This window comes from Streptomyces sp. NPDC053426, from assembly GCF_055585405.1.
In genome coordinates this window covers 1-15,521 of record NZ_JBVJKE010000045.1, presented here as the reverse complement: position 1 = coordinate 15,521, position 15,521 = coordinate 1, and the positions used below count along the sequence as shown (strand labels likewise).

The following is a 15,521-nucleotide window of genomic DNA, read 5'->3' as shown; positions in this document are numbered from 1 at the left end:
CCGGTCGAGGGGATGCCGGGCTGGTTCCAGCCGATCGCCGAGTACCAGCCCTTCACACCCGCCATCGAGACCCTGCGCGGACTGCTGCTCGGCACGGAGATCGGCCACAACGGATGGCTGGCCGTGGCCTGGTGCCTGGGCCTGGCGGTGCTCGGCTACTTCTGGTCGGCCGCCAAGTTCGACCAGGACCCGAAGTAGCCCCATGAGGGGACGAACCATGTCCCGCGCCTCGGTTCCAGGGGCGGCGTACTCCGACACCGCGTCGGTGCACGCCGCCCCTCGGCGTGTGAGTACGCGGACGCATCCCGCTGAGTACCCGCGCCGGTGCGCCGGTCACCGCCCGGCCGCTTCACTGGCCGTATGAGCCACCACAACGCCGCCGTCCCCGTCCCGTCCGCCTGGCAGTACCGGGCCGAGCGGGACCCCCGCGCCTGGGTGGCGCCCACCGTCGCGACCGTGCTCGGGGCGCTGCTGGCGCCCGTGGCGTTCCTGTTCGGCGGGCTGTCCGTCATGGCGACCGACAGCTGCGGACCCGACGACTGCTCACAGGCGCTGACGACCACCCTGAACGTGATCTTCGGGACCCTGTTCTTCGGCGGCGTCCTCGCGGGCGGCGCCTGGCTGGCCTCCTGGCTGCTGCCCTGGACCCGCCGCTGGTCGGCGCCGCGGGTCTGGCTGGCGGGCCTGTCGCTGCTGCCCTGGCTGTTCGTCCTGGTGCTGGTGTTCAACCTGCCCGAGGGGTGACCGGTCAGCCGTCGGCGAGGAGCTCGTCCGCGTCCATGATCCGGTACGCGTATCCCTGCTCCGCCAGGAACCGCTGGCGGTGCGCCGCGAAGTCCTGGTCGATGGTGTCCCGGGCGACCACGGAGTAGAAGTGGGCCTGGTGCCCGTCCGCCTTGGGCCGCAGCACCCGGCCGAGCCGCTGCGCCTCCTCCTGCCGCGACCCGAAGGTGCCCGACACCTGGATGGCGACCGTCGCCTCCGGCAGGTCGATCGAGAAGTTCGCGACCTTGGACACCACCAGGACGTTGATCTCGCCCTCCCGGAACGCGTCGAACAGCTTCTCCCGCTGGGCGTTCGACGTCTCGCCCTTGATCACCGGTGCGTTCAGGTGCTCGCCCAGCTCGTCGAGCTGGTCGATGTACTGCCCGATGACGAGGATCTGCTGCCCCGCGAACCGCCGGACGATCGCCTCCGTCACCTTCTGCTTGGTGGCCGTCGTCGAGCAGAAGCGGTACTTCTCCTCCTGCTCCGCCGTCGCGTACGCCAGCCGCTCGGAGTCGGTGAGGTTGACCCGGACCTCCACGCAGTCGGCCGGGGCGATGTAGCCCTGCGCCTCGATCTCCTTCCACGGCGCGTCGAACCGCTTCGGGCCGATCAGCGAGAACACGTCCGACTCGCGGCCGTCCTCGCGCACCAGGGTCGCGGTCAGGCCGAGCCGCCGCCGGGCCTGGAGATCGGCGGTGAACTTGAAGACCGGCGCGGGCAGCAGGTGCACCTCGTCGTAGAGGATCAGGCCCCAGTCACGGGAGTCGAACAGCTCCAGGTGGGGGTAGACGCCCTTCCGCTTCGTCGTCAGCACCTGGTAGGTGGCGATGGTGACGGGGCGGATCTCCTTCCGCGTCCCGCTGTACTCGCCGATCTCGTCCTCCGTCAGCGAGGTCCGCCGCACCAGTTCGTGCTTCCACTGCCGGGCCGAGACGGTGTTGGTGACCAGGATCAGCGTGGTCGACTTCGCCTGCGCCATCGAACCCGCGCCGACCAGCGTCTTGCCGGCGCCGCAGGGCAGGACGACCACACCGGAGCCGCCGTGCCAGAAGTTCTCCACGGCCTGCTTCTGGTACGGGCGCAGCGCCCACCCGTCCTCGACCAGCTCGATGGGGTGCGCCTCGCCGTCCACGTACCCGGCGAGGTCCTCGGCCGGCCAGCCCAGCTTCAGCAGCGTCTGCTTGATCTGCCCGCGCTCCGAGGGGTGCACGACCACCGTGTCGGGGTCGATGCGGGCACCGACGAGCGGCGCGATCCGCTTGGAGCGCAGCACCTCCTCCAGCACGGGCCGGTCGGTGCTGGTGAGGACGAGGCCGTGCGCCGGGTGCTTGTGCAGGCTGAGCCGGCCGTAGCGGTCCATGGTGTCGGCGATGTCGACGAGCAGCGCGTGCGGCACCGGGTAGCGGCTGTACTGCACCAGCGCGTCCACGACCTGCTCGGCGTCGTGCCCGGCCGCCCGCGCGTTCCACAGGCCGAGCGGGGTCACCCGGTAGGTGTGGATGTGCTCGGGCGCCCGCTCCAGCTCGGCGAACGGCGCGATGACACGGCGGCAGTCGTCGGCCTGCTCGTGGTCGACTTCGAGGAGCAGGGTTTTGTCGGACTGGACGATGAGCGGACCATTCACGCGCGGCTGCCTTTCTGCGACGGGCTCGGCACGGGCACTGCGGCCAAACCTCCAGTCTGCCCGATCGCGCGCGCTCGCGGTCCTGAGCGGACCGGGCTACCTCGGCGCGGGCAGCGTGAGGTTGTTCACCAGCGGCCCCTCGACGAGCACCCCCTCGCCGAGGAGCGGATCCCCTCCGGCGGCCGGAAGCGGAATCGGCAGCGGCAGCGCGGCGGCGGCCGGGGTGAGCACCGCGACGAGCGCGAGAGCGGAGAGACAGACGGCCACCGCACGGAACAAGGAAGGCACGGGACACCCTTCATTCTCTTCGAACTTCTTCGGACTGCTTCGGAATCCTTCGGACTGCTTCGGACGACGGGAACGGGCCGGCCCCGGGGACGAGGGACCGGCCCGCCGCGAACGAGAAACGGAACGGATCAGAACACGAGACGAGTCAGGACACGGAACGTGTCAGGACATGGGACGTGTCAGAAGGTCACACCCCCACCGAGGTCGATCCCGACCGCGGCGGCCTCGGCGGCGAACGCTCCGAGCAGCACGGCCGTGGAGGTCAGTACGGCGGCGACGCGACGAACGGCACGCATGGGACTTCCTTTCTGTTGCGTGCGAACGGACCGCGATGGCTTCCGGGCCCGTTCAGGACATCCGGTGGCTGCCCAACGGCCCGCCGCGGGATGCGCGACGCCCCACAACCTCGCTCATCAGGGGGAACGTCCCGGCGCGGCGTGCATGAAGTCCGTCGTACACCCGAACGGCTCAGCGCTCGTCGTCCGCCAGCTCCGCGACCCCCGTGATCCTGTGCAGCGGATACGTACGGACCTCGTCCGCGGTGTGGTCGTACGCCGTGACGAAGCCGCCCTCGACCCGGACCGGGGCGATGACGCGCTGGCTGGCGCCGCCCTCGGCGTTGACGTAGCCGATCCACAGCGCCTCGCCGGTGAGGACGGCGGCCTGCACGGTGGCGAGGGTCTCGGCGGCGGTCGTACGGGGCGGATCCCCGTGGCCCGGCTCGCTCCCGGCGGCCGGTTTGCGCGGGGTGGTGGAGGCGAGGTCGCCGGCGCGGACGGCGCGGATCGCCGCCGCGAGCAGGGTGTCGTCGGGGACCGGCGGTCCGTCCGGGACCGGCGCGGGAGGGGTGCGCGGCGGGGTGCGGTGGGCGTCGGCGCGGGCGATCACCACATCGCCCTCCGCCGACTCCGCGGCCGGCGCGAACCCCATCGCGCGCAGCCCCTCCAGCAGGCCGGCCGGACCGGCCTGCGCTGCCAGCACGGTCGGGGCCAGCCGGCGCAGGCCCAGCCCCGCGGCCCGCTTGTCGGCGAGGATCTCGCTGAGCACGGCGTCGTCGTCGCAGCGGACGTACGCCGAGGCGGCGCCCACCCGCAGGTGCCCGTGCCTGCGGGCCACGTCGTCGATGAGGTACGCCAGCGGCTGCGGCACCGGCGTACGGGAGTGCGCCGCGAGGAAGGCGTGCAGGTCGGAGGCGGTCTGCCCGGCGTCGAGTGCGCGCCGTACCGAGCCGGGCGTGAACCGGTAGACGGTCGCGCCACCCTTCGACTCCACGTCCGCGAGGACCCCCAGCATGTCGGCGAGCGGCCGCTCCAGCGGGCCCGGCGCCACCGCCGTCAGATCGGCCTGGAGGAGCACGTGGTCCAGCGGTTCGGGCAGCAGCGGCGCGAGCAGGCGGGCGGCGGCAGCGGCGGCCGCGGCCTGCTCGGCGGGGGAGAGCGGCACCGGTACCGGGGCGGGCCGGTGGTGCACGGGCAGCTTGTCACCCGGCCCCTCGGGCTCCGCCTCCGCCCGCCTGGCCGCGGGCGCGCCGATCAGCGCGCGCCCGTGCGCGGACAGCGCGCCGCGCCCGGTGACCCCGAGCATCTCCGCCTCGGAGAGCGTCCACCGCGCGACCCGCGCCCGCAGATCCTCACCGTCCCCCGCCCCCGGGGCCCCCTCCGCCCCGCGAACACCTCCGGCGACGGAGCCGTGCACACCACGAGCACCCCCTGCTCCCGTCCCACGAGCACCCTCCGCCGAGGAACCCTCCGCCCCGCGAACGCCCTCCGCCGCGGGAAAAGGCGTACCGGCGGAACCCCGCCCGCCTCCGCGCGGCGGGCGTTCCCAGCGCAGGCGTGCCAGGACCGACTCCGGGGCCGGCGCGGTTCCCTCCGGGAGACCGGACAGCAGGGTCAGGACCCTGTGCCGTACCTCCGGGGCCGCCGAGCGGTCCAGGCCCGGACCCAGGGCCGACAGCGTGCGGTCCTTCGCGTCCCGCCCGCCGACCAGCCCCGCCGTCCGGGTCGCCGCCAGCCACGCCGTGACCAGGCGCGCCCACCGCTCCGCGTCCGGCCGCTCGCGCCACTCGTCGTACGCCGGGGTCGCCGCGTACCGCTCGTCGGCCTCCCCGTCGGAGGCCAGCAGCCCGGCGGCGTAGGCGAGTTCCACCCAGAACGCGGCCACCGGCTCGGGCACGTCCAGGGCGGCGGCGGTCCGCTTCAGGTCCCGCACGCTCAGCCCGCCGGCCCGCAGCACCGCCGGGCCGCCCTCGTGCCAGTCCTTCAGCAGCTCCTCGACCGTCGCCAGCGCCGTGTACGCCTGTCCGGCCGCCGTCGCGTCCACCACCTGCGGACGGTGCGTGGCGGCGGCCTCGACGGGCGGCGGCGACGGCTCCACCGTCAGGTGCGCCCGCCCCGCCCGCAGCCGCAGCGCCACCTCGCGCGGCAGGACGACCGTCCCGGGCGCCGTCGGCAGCAGCAGTCCCCGGTCGAGCAGCCAGCGCAGTCGGGGCGCGGGATCGGCGGTGACCTGCCCGTACGGCGGCCCCCAGACCAGCCGCTCCAGCACCTCCACGGACTCGGCCGGCGCCTCGTCGAGCAGTGCGGACATCCGCGCCGGGTCGTCGAACAGGGCGGTCAGAGCGGCCACGGCGGACACCGAGTCGTGCGTGGAGGGCAGTCCCGCCGTGGCCACGATCTCCTGGATCCGCCCCGGCGACATCCCGGCGGTGGCCTCCCGCACGGTCGGCCCGAGCCCGGTCGGCGAGGGGTGCTGCGGCGACGGCGCCAGCAGCTCACGGGCGGTGCGCACCAGCCGCAGCCGGTCGTCACCGCCCCACACCAGCGCCTGCTCGCGCAAGCCGCCGAGCGCGTGCGGCAGCGCGGCGGAGACCGCCGGGTCGCGGTCGTCGCCCGCCATCAGCCCGAGCAGTTCGTCGTACGACGCCGGATCCGCCGCCACGGCCAGCGCCTGCGCCGTCTGCAGCGTGAACCGGTCCAGCCGTTCCAGCGCCCGTACGACCGAGGCGCGGGTGCCGGCGCGGGTGGCGAGCTGGGTGAGGTCGGTGGGCACGGGCGTGATGAGGTCCGGCCGGCCGCGCAGCAGCGCGGCCAGCGCCACGTCGTCCCGCCCCCGGAGGGCCTCAGCGAGGGAACGGGGGGCCGCCGCGGGCTTCTCCTCGGTGCTCATCCGCCTCACGTTAGCGGGTGGGTACGCCGGTGGCGTGCCGGGAGTTGGGTCGGCCGGCCCCACTCGCGGTACCGTCGGGCGACGGTGTCCCGACGCATCCGTCCCGGAGGGGACTTCGTGGGTATCGAGAGCGACCAGGTCGTCTACGAGTATCTGAGCCGCGTCGGCGACGTGGCGCAGCAGCGGCAGCTGCCGTCGGCGGCCCGCATGCGGCTGGTCGCCGAACTGCGCGACGAGATCGACCGGCGTCGGGCGAAGGCCGTGGTCGATTCGCCCGCGGCGGTCCGCCGCATCATCTCCCGCATCGGCACGCCGACCGAGGTCGTCACCGCGGCCGAGGACACCTCTGCCGCTGCCTCTGCCGCTCCGAGCGCCGCCGCCGCTGCGCCGCCTGCCGCTGTGCCGGTGCAGCGGGAGCGGGAGGGCGGTGCGGGGGCCCGCGGCGATGCTCGCGAGGACGCCCGTGACAGCGCCCGCGCCGACCGCCCCAAGGGTGTCCTGCGCCGGATCGTCCCCCGTCCCCGTCCCGCCGGTGCGCCGGACGGCGCTCCCGCCCCTGCCGACGTACCGTCACCGCCGCACCGGGCCGGTACGGACGAACTCGGCGACAGCGCCACCCAGCCCGACTGGTGGCGGGTGGACAACAGCGCGTTCGGCATCGGCGACGAGGTGCCGGGTTTCGTCGGCGGGGTCGAGATCCCCGAACTCCTCAAGCCGCCCCCGGCGAAGGAGAAGGAGGAAACGCCGGCCGAGTCGGCCGCCGCGCCCGAGGCCGAGGAGGAGCCCGCCGCTTCCCGTCGCCGTCTCCGTCGCCTCCTTCCGCGTCTGCCGTCGGGTCGCTGGAGCAACCCCCTGCTCCTGCTCGCCGCCGGGCTGCTGGTCGCGGGGACCGTGATCGGTGACTGGCGCGCCCTGATCCTGGGCTGGCTCATCGCCTACGCCTCCCGCCGCCTGACCCAGGCGGAGATCAAATGGGCGGTGGTCATCCTTCCCGGCCTCGCGCTCGCGGGCGGTGTGGTGTGGCTCTGGGGGAGGACGGCGGGGCGCTGGGGCACGCCCATCGCCGAGGGGCACATGAACGCCGCGATCTCCGAGACGTGGCCGTGGGTCGTCCGGGCTGCGGCCCTCACCACGGCGCTGTTCCTGGTCTGGCGCTCACAGCGCCAGAAGGGCTGATCCCAGCCCCCTCCGGCTGCACTCAGCCCTTCTGGCTCAACCCAGCCCGTCCGGCACCATTCAGCCCCTCCGGCGTTTGAGGAGCGGGGGTCCGGGGGCAGCGCCCCCGGGGACGGGAACGGGAAGGGGCGGCGGGGGTGATCCAACCCGGGCGTCCGCTGCGCTCACGGCGCTTGCCAGGTGCCGCTGCGCCCACCCGTGCCGCCCCAGCGGCACGACTGCCCGCAGCTGCGAAGGTCGCGGCACGACTGCCCGCGGCTGCGAAGGCCGCGGTGCGGCTGCCCGCGGCTAATGGGGTGGGACGGCACGCCTGCCTACGGCTGCGGCGGCACGACTGCCCGCGGCTGCGAAGGTCGCGGTGCGGCTGTCCGCGGCTGCGAAGGTCGCGGTGTTGGGACAATGGTGCGCATGGCCATCACCACCCTCCCGCCCACCGTCGGCTTCGATCTCGACATGACGCTCATCGACTCCCGCCCCGGCATCCGCGCCTGCTACCTCGCGCTGTCCGAGCGGACCGGGACGTACATCGACGCCGACCTCGCGGTCACCCGCCTCGGTCCGCCGCTGGTGGACGAGTTGCTCAACTGGTTCCCGGCCGAGCGGGTCGAGGAGATGGCGGACCTCTACCGGGCGATGTACCCGACGTACGCCATCACCGCCACGCCCGCCCTCCCCGGCGCCCGTGAGGCGATAGCCGCCGTACGGGAGGCGGGCGGTCGGGCGATCGTCGTCACCGCCAAGTACGAGCCCAACGCCAAGCTGCACCTGGCCCACCTCGGCATCGAGCCGGACGCCGTGATCGGCGACCTGTGGGCCGAGCAGAAGGCGCTCGCGCTGCGCGAGCACGAGGCCGCCGTCTACGTCGGCGACCACGTGGGCGACGTGCGCGGCGCGCGGACCGCCGGCGCGCTGTCCGTCGCCGTCGCCAGCGGTCCCTGCGACGCCACGGAGCTGCGCGAGGCCGGCGCGGACGTCGTCCTCACCGGTCTGCCGGAATTCCCGCGGTGGTTTTCGGACCACTGCTCGGGCCGCTGACCGGAAACCGGTCAGGAAGCCGACCCGGAAACCGGACCGGAAACCTGTCCGGTAACCTGCCCCGCCCGCGCCCGGCGGCGCCCCGCCGCGGCCGAACGCAGTACGCCCGCGCCGGCCATCAGGAATCCGACGGCCATGAACATGCTCAGTCCGAACATGTACGTCGGAAAGGGCGTCGTCCCGAGGAACAACGGGGCCACGGTGACCAGAGTGGCCACGGCACCGACGAAGAAGACGATGGCACCGGCACGGACCAGACCGTCACCGGGCGCGGGGGAATTCGCTTGGGTTTTGTCACGCACCGGACCAGGGTAGTTCCCAGCGCGAAGGAACAACCGGGTGACGTCTTGTCACCGGCCTGAAGACCATTAGCCTTGGTACCGGCGGGTCATCGGGCCCGCCCGAGTGCTATCAAGAGCCGTTTTCCGAAGCAGTTTTCCCGACGAGTACGAGGACGAGGACAGACGTGCCCACCGGCAAGGTCAAGTGGTTCAACAGTGAGAAGGGCTTCGGCTTTCTCTCCCGTGACGACGGCGGAGACGTCTTCGTGCATTCCTCGGTCCTCCCCGCCGGAGTCGAGGCCCTCAAGCCGGGCCAGCGCGTCGAGTTCGGTGTGGTCGCCGGACAGCGCGGCGACCAGGCCCTCTCCCTGACCGTCCTGGACCCGGCCCCGTCGGTCGCGGCGGCCCAGCGCAAGAAGCCCGACGAGCTGGCCTCCATCGTCCAGGACCTGACGACCCTGCTGGAGGCCACCACGGAGTCGCTGGAGCGGGGCCGCTACCCCGACCGCGCGGCCGGCAAGAAGATCGCCGGCCTGCTCCGCGCGGTCGCCGACCAGCTGGACGTCTAGAGCCGGCTCAGGGGAACCGCAGCGCGTCCGGGCCGAGGGGCGGTACCAGTCCCTCGGCCGCCGCACGCGTGAGCAGCCCCCGTACGGCCGCGTAGCCGTCCTCGCCGAGACCGGCGGTGAAGTCGTTGACGTACAGCCCGATGTGCTGGTCGGCGACGGCCGGGTCCATCTCCTGGGCGTGCTCCATGACGTACGGACGCGACACCTCGGGCTCGTCCCAGGCCATCCGCACCGACGTGCGGATGGACTCGGCGAGCCGTGTCAGCGTCTCCTCGCCCAGCGACCGCTTCGCGATGATCGCGCCCAGCGGGATCGGCAGCCCGGTGGTCCGCTCCCAGTGCTCGCCCATGTCGGCGAGCCGGTGCAGCCCGTAGTCCTGGTACGTGAAGCGGGCCTCGTGGATGACGAGTCCCGCGTCGACCTTCCCGTCCCGTACGGCGGGCATGATCTCGTGGAACGGCATCACCACGATCTCCCCGACCCCGCCCGGCACGACATCCGCCGCCCACAGCCGGAACAGCAGGTACGCCGTCGACCGCTCGCTCGGCACGGCGACCGTACGGCCGGTCAGGTCCACCCCGGCCTCCCTGGTCAGCACCAGCGGCCCGCAGCCCCGCCCCAGCGCACCCCCGCAGGGCAGCAGGGCGTACTCGTCGAGGACGTACGGCAGCACCGCGTACGACACCTTCAGCACGTCCAGCTCACCGCGCTCGGCCATGCCGTTGGTGAGGTCGATGTCGGCGAACGTCACGTCGACGGCGGGCGCGCCGGGGACACGGCCGTGGGCGAGGGCGTCGAAGACGAACGTGTCGTTCGGGCAGGGCGAGTAGGCGATCCGCAGCCGCTGCTGCTCAGGGGTGGTCATGCTGGTCATGCTGAATCCAACTCTCCAGGACGGGCGCGAGCTTCCCGAAGCCCTCGGTGAGGGCCGTCAGGGCGTCGCCGATGCGCCAGGCGGCGCGGTCGCGCGGGCCGACGGGGTTCGACACCGCCCGTACCTCCAGCACGGGCCGCCCCTGTGCGACGGCCGCCTCGGCCACGCCGAAGCCCTCCATGCCCTCGGCGAGGGCGTCCGGGTGCCGGGCGCGCAGTTCGGCGGCACGGTCGGCGGTGCCGGTGACGGTGGAGACGGTGAGGACGGTGCCGGGGCGGGCGCCCGTCACCCGGACGGCCTCCCGCACGAGTGACCTCGGGGAGTGATGCGCGACGCGCCCGAAGCCCAGTTCGGTGACGGGGAGGAAGCCGTCCGCGGTCTCGGCGCCGAGATCGGCCACGGCGATCGTGCGGGAGACGACGAGCGAGCCGACCGGCGCCTCGGGCTGGAAACCCCCGCCGATACCGGCGCAGACGACGAGACCGTAGGGGGCGCCGTCGAGCGCGGCGGCGGTGAGCGCGGCGGCGGTGGAGGCGGCGGCCGAGGCGGGTCCGACACCGGTGGCCACCAGATCGCACCCGCCACCCGTCCGGACCAGGCTCACCCCGGGAAGGCGCACCTGCTCCACGTCCCCGGGGAACGCCTGGGCCACCGCGTCCCGCTCGACGGGGACCGCGGTGGCCACGAGGACGCGTGAGGACGACGTGATCAGACTGATCAGTCTTCCTTCTTCTTCAGCCGGAAGGACCACAGGCCCGTGGTCTTCCCCTCGCCCTCCGCGATCGACACCAGGGTCGAGTCGCCCTGGGCGCCGTACTGGGCGTTGAAGAACACGCTGCCCGGGATGACCTGGTAGGTCTTCTTGCTGGGGTCGACCAGCGGCTGACCGTTCATCAGGATGGTCCAGCCGTTGTCGGCGATCTCCGGGTCGACGCCGAAGCGCACTTCCTTGGTGGGGTCGACGTCGATCTCGTCGATGCCCTTGTCCTGCAGGCACTTGTTGAGCGTCTCGGTGCTCAGGGCCTCGCCCTCGCCACCGCAGGTGGCCTCCGAGCTCACCGAGTCGCTGCCCACCGTGATGGTGGCCATCGACGTCGGCTTGTCACAGGCGGCCAGGACGAGCAGTCCGGCGGATACGGCGCCGACGGCGGCGACGGCACGGCGGCGTCGCACGGCGCGGTGACTCAGAGCGGCTGCGCCGCGGGGCAACGTGGTCATGGGGCGAAGGCTATCTGGCGCGTCCGCCACACTTCCCATGCGGGGGTGCGGCGTGGCCGCGCCGTTACGCCACTCGCGCCCGCCCCGCGTTCCCCTGCCGGGCCGAACGGATCAGCCCGCGGACCGTGGTCAGCCAGCCCGCGGCGACGATCGTCGCCCCCACCGCCAGCCCCAGCGCGCCGATCAGCGGCATCGCGATGCCGATCGCGCCGCCCAGCACCCACGACATCTGCAGCAGCGTCTCCGAGCGCGCGAACGCCGACGTCCGCACCAGCTCGGGCACGTCCCGCTGGATCAGCGCGTCCAGCGACAGCTTGGCCAGCGCCTGCGCGAACCCGGCGACCGCGGCGAGACACGCCACCAGGACCGCGCTGAAGAACGCCGCGGACAGGATCGCCGCACTCACCACACACGCCACCACCGTCACGATGATGATCTCCGGGGCGCGCGACCGCAGCCACGCCCCGACCGCCGTACCGAGCGCGTTGCCCGTCCCCGCCGCCACCCCCACTATGCCGAGGGACACGGCGGCGCTCTGCCCCGTCATCGGGTGCTCGCGCAGCAGGAAGGCGAGGAAGAAGATCAGGAAGCCGGTGAGGCAGCGGATGGAGGCGTTGGCGCCGAGCGCGTGGGTGACGGCCGGGCCGACCGTCCGCAGGCCGGGACGTTTCTCCGTCTTCCGGTGGGGGCCGTGCAGATGCCGCTCGTCGGCGGCGAGCAGCGCCACGTCCTCGCCCTTCGCGGAGTCCACCTTCGGCGGCAGCCGGAAGGACAGGAACATCCCCGTCACGAAGATCGCGAACGCCCCGTACAGCGGCCAGCGCGGCCCGACCTGTTGCAGGCCCGCGCCGATCGGCGCGGCGATCCCGGTCGCGAGGAGCCCGCCGAGGGTGACCCGCGAGTTCGCCTTCACCAGGGAGAAGGCGGGCGGCAGCAGCCGCGGCACGACCGCGCTCCTGACCACCCCGTACGCCTTGGACGCCACCAGTACGCCCAGCGCCGCCGGGTACAGCTCCAGCCCGCCGGTGATCACCGCGCCGGACAGGACCAGCGCGAGCAGCGCGCGGGCGAGCATCGCGCCGGCCATGGCGGCGCGGCGGCCGTGCGGGAGGCGGTCGAGGAGCGGGCCGATCACCGGGGCGAGGAGGGTGAACGGTGCCATGGTGATGGCGAGGTAGAGGGCGACGCGTCCGCGCGCCTCGTCGGTCGGCACGGAGAAGAACACGGTGGACGCCAGCGCGACCGTGATCATGACATCGCCGGCGCCGTTCACGCCGTGCAGCTCGATCAGCTTGCCGAGCCCGGACTCCCCGGCGCCGTGCGCGTGGGTCGCCCGGCGGATCCCCCGCGCGGTTCTGGTCACCGGGAAGTGCAGGGCGCGCCCGAACGCGCGAAGACGGCCGCCCGCCCGGCTCGTCCCGGAGCGTCGGCCGCTGCCCCTGACCCCTTTCGGCCCACCGGTCCCGGTGGCGCCCTGGGGTGTCCTCGCGGTAGCCACGACGCCATAGTGCCCCGAGAAGGCCGTGTGTAATGCCGTATCGCCGTGGACGCCGCCGTGGTGCGGCTGTACGGCCGAATGCCGGAGGCCGACGGAAACACGCCGTCAGGGGTGGCCGGACGCCCCCCGGAAACCGGCGCGCGGGACTCCGTAACAACCGTCGGTGTAGGCCCAGCGCACGCGAGAAGGTAGCGTGCGTATCTCAGCCATCCCGCAGAATGGATGGAGGCGCGCCCGAGCACGTTGTTGCGCGGACGTCGACGCGGTCCCACTGTCCGCTCCGTCCGCCCCCCGTGTCCGGGAGTGGCGCACTCGTGAGACGGCGTAGGAGAGAAGCGATACCTGTGAGCGCAGCGACAACGCGAAGCCGCACCCCCGACCGTCTGTGCGCCGAGGCCGTCGACCTCGCCCGCGCCGCAGCCGAGGAGGCCGCCGCGCCCGGGGTCGTGGGCGAACACGAGGGCCTGATCTCCGAGGGCGACCGCGTCGTCACCCACTTCTTCGGGTGCCACGAGCCCGGCTACCGCGGCTGGCGCTGGGCCGTCACCGTGGCCCGCGCCTCCCGCGCCAAGATCGTCACGGTCGACGAGGCGGTGCTGCTGCCCGGCCCCGACGCGGTCCTCGCCCCGGAGTGGGTGCCGTGGAGCGAGCGGCTGCGCCCCGGCGACATGGGCCCCGGCGACCTCCTCCCCACCGAGGCCGAGGACCTGCGCCTGGAGCCCGGTTTCTCCGGCGAGGAGGAGCCGCCGCCGAGCTCCGCGGTCTCCCACGAGATGGCCGACCTGGTGGAGGCGGAGGACGCCGAGGTCACGGCCGGCGCCCCGGCCAACCTGCCCGTCACCCCGTCCCGCGGCTCGATCGCGGCGGTCGCCGAGGAACTCGGCATGCGCCGCGCCCGGGTCCTGTCCCGCTACGGCCTGCACAGCGCCGCCGACCGCTGGGAGGAGTCGTTCGGAGCGAAGACCCCGATGGCGCAGGCGGCCCCCGCCTCCTGCGTGTCGTGCGGCTTCCTCACCCCGATCGGCGGCTCGCTGGGCCAGGCGTTCGGCGTGTGCGCCAACGAGTTCTCCCCGGCCGACGGCCACGTCGTCTCCCTGGCCTACGGCTGCGGCGGCCACTCCGAGGCCGCGGTCATGCCGAAGCCCCCGCAGCCCGCCCCGCCGGTCATCGACGAGACCCGCGTCGACCCGTTCCCCCTCCGCCCGGCCCCCGACTCCGGCTCGGTCCCGGCGACGGAGGACACGTCGTCGGCGGAGCTGGGACACTCGTAGCGCAGGAGTCGCACAGTGGTACGAGACCCGTACGACGTCCGCCCGCTGCCCGCCGAGGACCCTCAGGTCACGCCCCTGACCGACGAGGAGGAGCAGCGCTTCCGGGCGATCCTGTTCAGCGGACTCGGCAACGGGATCGCGGACCGGGGCCGGGCACGCTTCCCGGCGTACGCGCCGCAGGACCGCCGTCGCCCGGTCGACGTCGCGGACCGTCTCACCGCTCACCGGGGCAGGCGGGTGCTGGTGGAGGCCGAGGACGAGTGCCGTCTCCGGCTCCGGCTCGCCGACCACGCGACGGGTGCGGCGGCCCGTCACGGCGCGACGGATCCCGTCGCGCCGTGACGGACGGGGCGGGGCTCAGCGCTGTTCTTCGATGTCCTCGATCGAGGTCGGGCCCATCTGGCTGGCGCTGGCGTACTCGGGCATCGTCATGGGCTTGTCGAAGAGGAAGAACGACTGGTTCGTCCCCACGGTGAACTCCATGTACGCGCCGGTCGTGGCGTCGAAACCGTAGTACGCGTGACACATGGAGCCCGCCGAGTACGTGCCGTCCATGCCGGGCTGCGGCAGGACCGCCACGCCGTTGGACGTGCTTTCCATCCGCTCCGTCGGAGTGAGCATCTTGCAGCGTGGAACCGGCAGGCCCTTCATGACGAAGTACCCGTACTCGCCCTTGGCGTTCTGGATGTAGACGTACGAGAGCTTGCCCCGCTTGCCCCAGGTCTCGACCCACTGGTTGATCGCCTCACGGGTCGGCGAGTACTCCATGCGGCCCGCGGGCTGCCGTGCCACGAGCCGGTCGTAGCCGTCCTGCTTGGCCTTGTTCTCCTTGTCCTGGCTGGAGTCGTCGGTGCAGGAGGTCAGCCCGAGGCCCAGAGCGAGCACCGAGACGGCTGTCAGGGCGATGCGTGCGATCCTGCGCATGGTCGGTCGTCCCCTTCCCGGGATCAGTCGGTGCAGGTCGTCTTCTCGGCGGTGGCGTCGAGCCGGTACGGCAGGTCCTTGTCACGGAACGGCGCGCGGTGCTCCTGGGCGGCCTTGGTGTTGTAGTCGTTGACGGACTCGATCCGCGTCGCTCTCAGCGCGGTGATCGACTGGTCGATCTGGGTCTTGCGTGCGTCCGATGCCGACCCCCGCTCCTGCTGGAGCACGCGGATCGTCCCTTCGGCGTTCTGTACGGCCTCGCACAGGTCGAAGAACTCCTCGTAGGTGGTCAGGCGGAACGCGCCGGACCCGACGGTCCTCTCCCGCTCCTCGACCTCGCCCCGGAACGGCGCGGTGATCCACCCGGCGCCCCCGAAGGCGAACACACCGACCACGTAGAGGACCGCCAGACCGACGATCCCGCAGACGATCCACGTACCTGTCCGTGCTCCTTCTCGCAGCTCCCCCATGACATCTCCCTCTCTCCGGTCGTCTACCGGAGGCGTGGAACCATCACTCGTCAACGCACCTTCTCCGTAGGATTGTTGAACGATCCTCCCAGAGGGGCAACCCGTCGCGCGACCTGATTTCCCGTCAACTTCATGTTGCCGAGGGAGGGATGGCCGGAGGCCGACCCGGTCCGAAGCGCGAAGCGACCCCGAGGAGCGGCGCGGGGCCGTCCTCGGGGTCGCTCGGGTGTTGTCGCGTGCCCTGGGTCAGAGCGTGACGCCGTTGGAGCGGAGGAACTTCGCCGGGTCGATGGCGGAGCCGTAGTTCGGGGTGGTGCGGATCTCGAAGTGCAGGTGCGGGCCGCTGGAGTTGCCGGT

At 73.0% G+C, this 15,521-nt stretch carries 17 protein-coding genes and 1 pseudogene; 7 read left to right on the top strand and 11 right to left on the bottom strand.

The features are described from left to right. Positions 1 to 198 (top strand): ABC transporter permease (locus tag ACZ62B_RS38965; RefSeq protein WP_468719253.1); only part of this gene is annotated, 198 nt, incomplete at its 5' end. Between the two features lie 162 nt (positions 199 to 360). Further along, positions 361 to 744, top strand: a complete 384-nt coding sequence (locus ACZ62B_RS38960) for a hypothetical protein (RefSeq protein ID WP_468719252.1) — start codon at positions 361 to 363, stop codon at positions 742 to 744. A 4-nt stretch (positions 745 to 748) separates the two neighbouring features. Here ACZ62B_RS38960 and ACZ62B_RS38955 read toward each other — a convergent pair whose 3' ends face one another. The 3 genes from ACZ62B_RS38955 to ACZ62B_RS38945 all read right to left on the bottom strand — a co-directional run bounded on the left by ACZ62B_RS38955 (position 749) and on the right by ACZ62B_RS38945 (position 5,848). Continuing rightward, complete coding sequence (locus tag ACZ62B_RS38955; protein ID WP_344568530.1) at positions 749 to 2,392, bottom strand: DNA repair helicase XPB; 1,644 nt, start codon at positions 2,390 to 2,392, stop codon at positions 749 to 751. Positions 2,393 to 2,488: 96 nt separating this feature from the next. After that, positions 2,489 to 2,680, bottom strand: a complete 192-nt coding sequence (locus tag ACZ62B_RS38950; RefSeq protein ID WP_344568520.1) for a hypothetical protein — start codon at positions 2,678 to 2,680, stop codon at positions 2,489 to 2,491. A gap of 468 nt (positions 2,681 to 3,148) precedes the next feature. After that, entirely contained in the window at positions 3,149 to 5,848 is a 2,700-nt protein-coding gene (locus ACZ62B_RS38945) for a helicase-associated domain-containing protein (RefSeq protein ID WP_469693998.1), read from the bottom strand. Between the two features lie 117 nt (positions 5,849 to 5,965). Here ACZ62B_RS38945 and ACZ62B_RS38940 point away from each other — a divergent pair, with 117 nt between their 5' ends. Both ACZ62B_RS38940 and ACZ62B_RS38935 read left to right on the top strand, forming a co-directional pair. Next, a complete protein-coding gene (locus ACZ62B_RS38940) occupies positions 5,966 to 7,024 on the top strand; it encodes a hypothetical protein (RefSeq protein WP_469693996.1) in 1,059 nt (352 codons plus the stop codon). Positions 7,025 to 7,432: 408 nt separating this feature from the next. Next, positions 7,433 to 8,059 carry an HAD family hydrolase gene (locus tag ACZ62B_RS38935; RefSeq protein WP_344568515.1) on the top strand — a complete coding sequence of 209 codons (627 nt, stop codon included), beginning with the start codon at positions 7,433 to 7,435 and terminating at the stop codon, positions 8,057 to 8,059. An 11-nt stretch (positions 8,060 to 8,070) separates the two neighbouring features. Here ACZ62B_RS38935 and ACZ62B_RS38930 read toward each other — a convergent pair whose 3' ends face one another. Continuing rightward, positions 8,071 to 8,361, bottom strand: coding sequence for a hypothetical protein (locus ACZ62B_RS38930; RefSeq protein WP_469693994.1), 291 nt, complete (start codon positions 8,359 to 8,361; stop codon positions 8,071 to 8,073). A gap of 164 nt (positions 8,362 to 8,525) precedes the next feature. Here ACZ62B_RS38930 and ACZ62B_RS38925 point away from each other — a divergent pair, with 164 nt between their 5' ends. Continuing rightward, entirely contained in the window at positions 8,526 to 8,909 is a 384-nt protein-coding gene (locus tag ACZ62B_RS38925) for a cold-shock protein (RefSeq protein ID WP_344568512.1), read from the top strand. A 7-nt stretch (positions 8,910 to 8,916) separates the two neighbouring features. Here ACZ62B_RS38925 and ACZ62B_RS38920 read toward each other — a convergent pair whose 3' ends face one another. From ACZ62B_RS38920 to ACZ62B_RS38905, 4 genes are all read right to left on the bottom strand, one after another. Further along, a complete protein-coding gene (locus ACZ62B_RS38920) occupies positions 8,917 to 9,774 on the bottom strand; it encodes a 1,4-dihydroxy-6-naphthoate synthase (protein WP_468885470.1) in 858 nt (285 codons plus the stop codon). Next, entirely contained in the window at positions 9,761 to 10,492 is a 732-nt protein-coding gene (locus ACZ62B_RS38915; RefSeq protein WP_468719261.1) for a futalosine hydrolase, read from the bottom strand. Before ACZ62B_RS38915 ends, ACZ62B_RS38920 begins: the two co-directional genes overlap by 14 nt. A gap of 8 nt (positions 10,493 to 10,500) precedes the next feature. After that, positions 10,501 to 11,001: a DUF2771 domain-containing protein gene (locus tag ACZ62B_RS38910; RefSeq protein WP_344568499.1), complete on the bottom strand. Its 501-nt coding sequence runs from the start codon at positions 10,999 to 11,001 to the stop codon at positions 10,501 to 10,503. A gap of 64 nt (positions 11,002 to 11,065) precedes the next feature. Next, positions 11,066 to 12,499: an MFS transporter gene (locus ACZ62B_RS38905; protein WP_344568497.1), complete on the bottom strand. Its 1,434-nt coding sequence runs from the start codon at positions 12,497 to 12,499 to the stop codon at positions 11,066 to 11,068. 344 nt (positions 12,500 to 12,843) lie between these two features. Between ACZ62B_RS38905 and ACZ62B_RS38900 the strand changes: the two genes are divergently transcribed. Continuing rightward, a complete protein-coding gene (locus ACZ62B_RS38900; protein ID WP_344568495.1) occupies positions 12,844 to 13,770 on the top strand; it encodes a DUF3027 domain-containing protein in 927 nt (308 codons plus the stop codon). A gap of 15 nt (positions 13,771 to 13,785) precedes the next feature. Then, a complete protein-coding gene (locus ACZ62B_RS38895) occupies positions 13,786 to 14,112 on the top strand; it encodes a hypothetical protein (RefSeq protein WP_469693991.1) in 327 nt (108 codons plus the stop codon). Positions 14,113 to 14,127: 15 nt separating this feature from the next. Here the strand turns inward: ACZ62B_RS38895 and ACZ62B_RS38890 are convergent, their stop codons facing one another. From ACZ62B_RS38890 to ACZ62B_RS38880, 3 genes and pseudogenes are all read right to left on the bottom strand, one after another. Next, positions 14,128 to 14,694 carry a hypothetical protein gene (locus ACZ62B_RS38890; RefSeq protein WP_469693989.1) on the bottom strand — a complete coding sequence of 189 codons (567 nt, stop codon included), beginning with the start codon at positions 14,692 to 14,694 and terminating at the stop codon, positions 14,128 to 14,130. Positions 14,695 to 14,717: 23 nt separating this feature from the next. Beyond that, positions 14,718 to 15,164 carry a hypothetical protein gene (locus ACZ62B_RS38885; protein WP_468719247.1) on the bottom strand — a complete coding sequence of 149 codons (447 nt, stop codon included), beginning with the start codon at positions 15,162 to 15,164 and terminating at the stop codon, positions 14,718 to 14,720. Positions 15,165 to 15,410: 246 nt separating this feature from the next. After that, positions 15,411 to 15,521: pseudogene (locus tag ACZ62B_RS38880) on the bottom strand (M23 family metallopeptidase); the annotation flags it as partial.

Excerpts from the sequence above, each read along its gene's own strand:
- ACZ62B_RS38960 (WP_468719252.1), top strand. The coding sequence starts at position 361 with ATGAGCCACCACAACGCCGCCGTCCCCGTCCCGTCCGCCTGGCAGTAC.
- ACZ62B_RS38945 (WP_469693998.1), bottom strand. The coding sequence starts at position 5,848 with ATGAGCACCGAGGAGAAGCCCGCGGCGGCCCCCCGTTCCCTCGCTGAG.
- ACZ62B_RS38935 (WP_344568515.1), top strand. The coding sequence starts at position 7,433 with ATGGCCATCACCACCCTCCCGCCCACCGTCGGCTTCGATCTCGACATG.
- ACZ62B_RS38920 (WP_468885470.1), bottom strand. The coding sequence starts at position 9,774 with ATGACCACCCCTGAGCAGCAGCGGCTGCGGATCGCCTACTCGCCCTGC.
- ACZ62B_RS38910 (WP_344568499.1), bottom strand. The coding sequence starts at position 11,001 with ATGACCACGTTGCCCCGCGGCGCAGCCGCTCTGAGTCACCGCGCCGTG.
- ACZ62B_RS38890 (WP_469693989.1), bottom strand. The coding sequence starts at position 14,694 with ATGCGCAGGATCGCACGCATCGCCCTGACAGCCGTCTCGGTGCTCGCT.
- ACZ62B_RS38885 (WP_468719247.1), bottom strand. The coding sequence starts at position 15,164 with ATGGGGGAGCTGCGAGAAGGAGCACGGACAGGTACGTGGATCGTCTGC.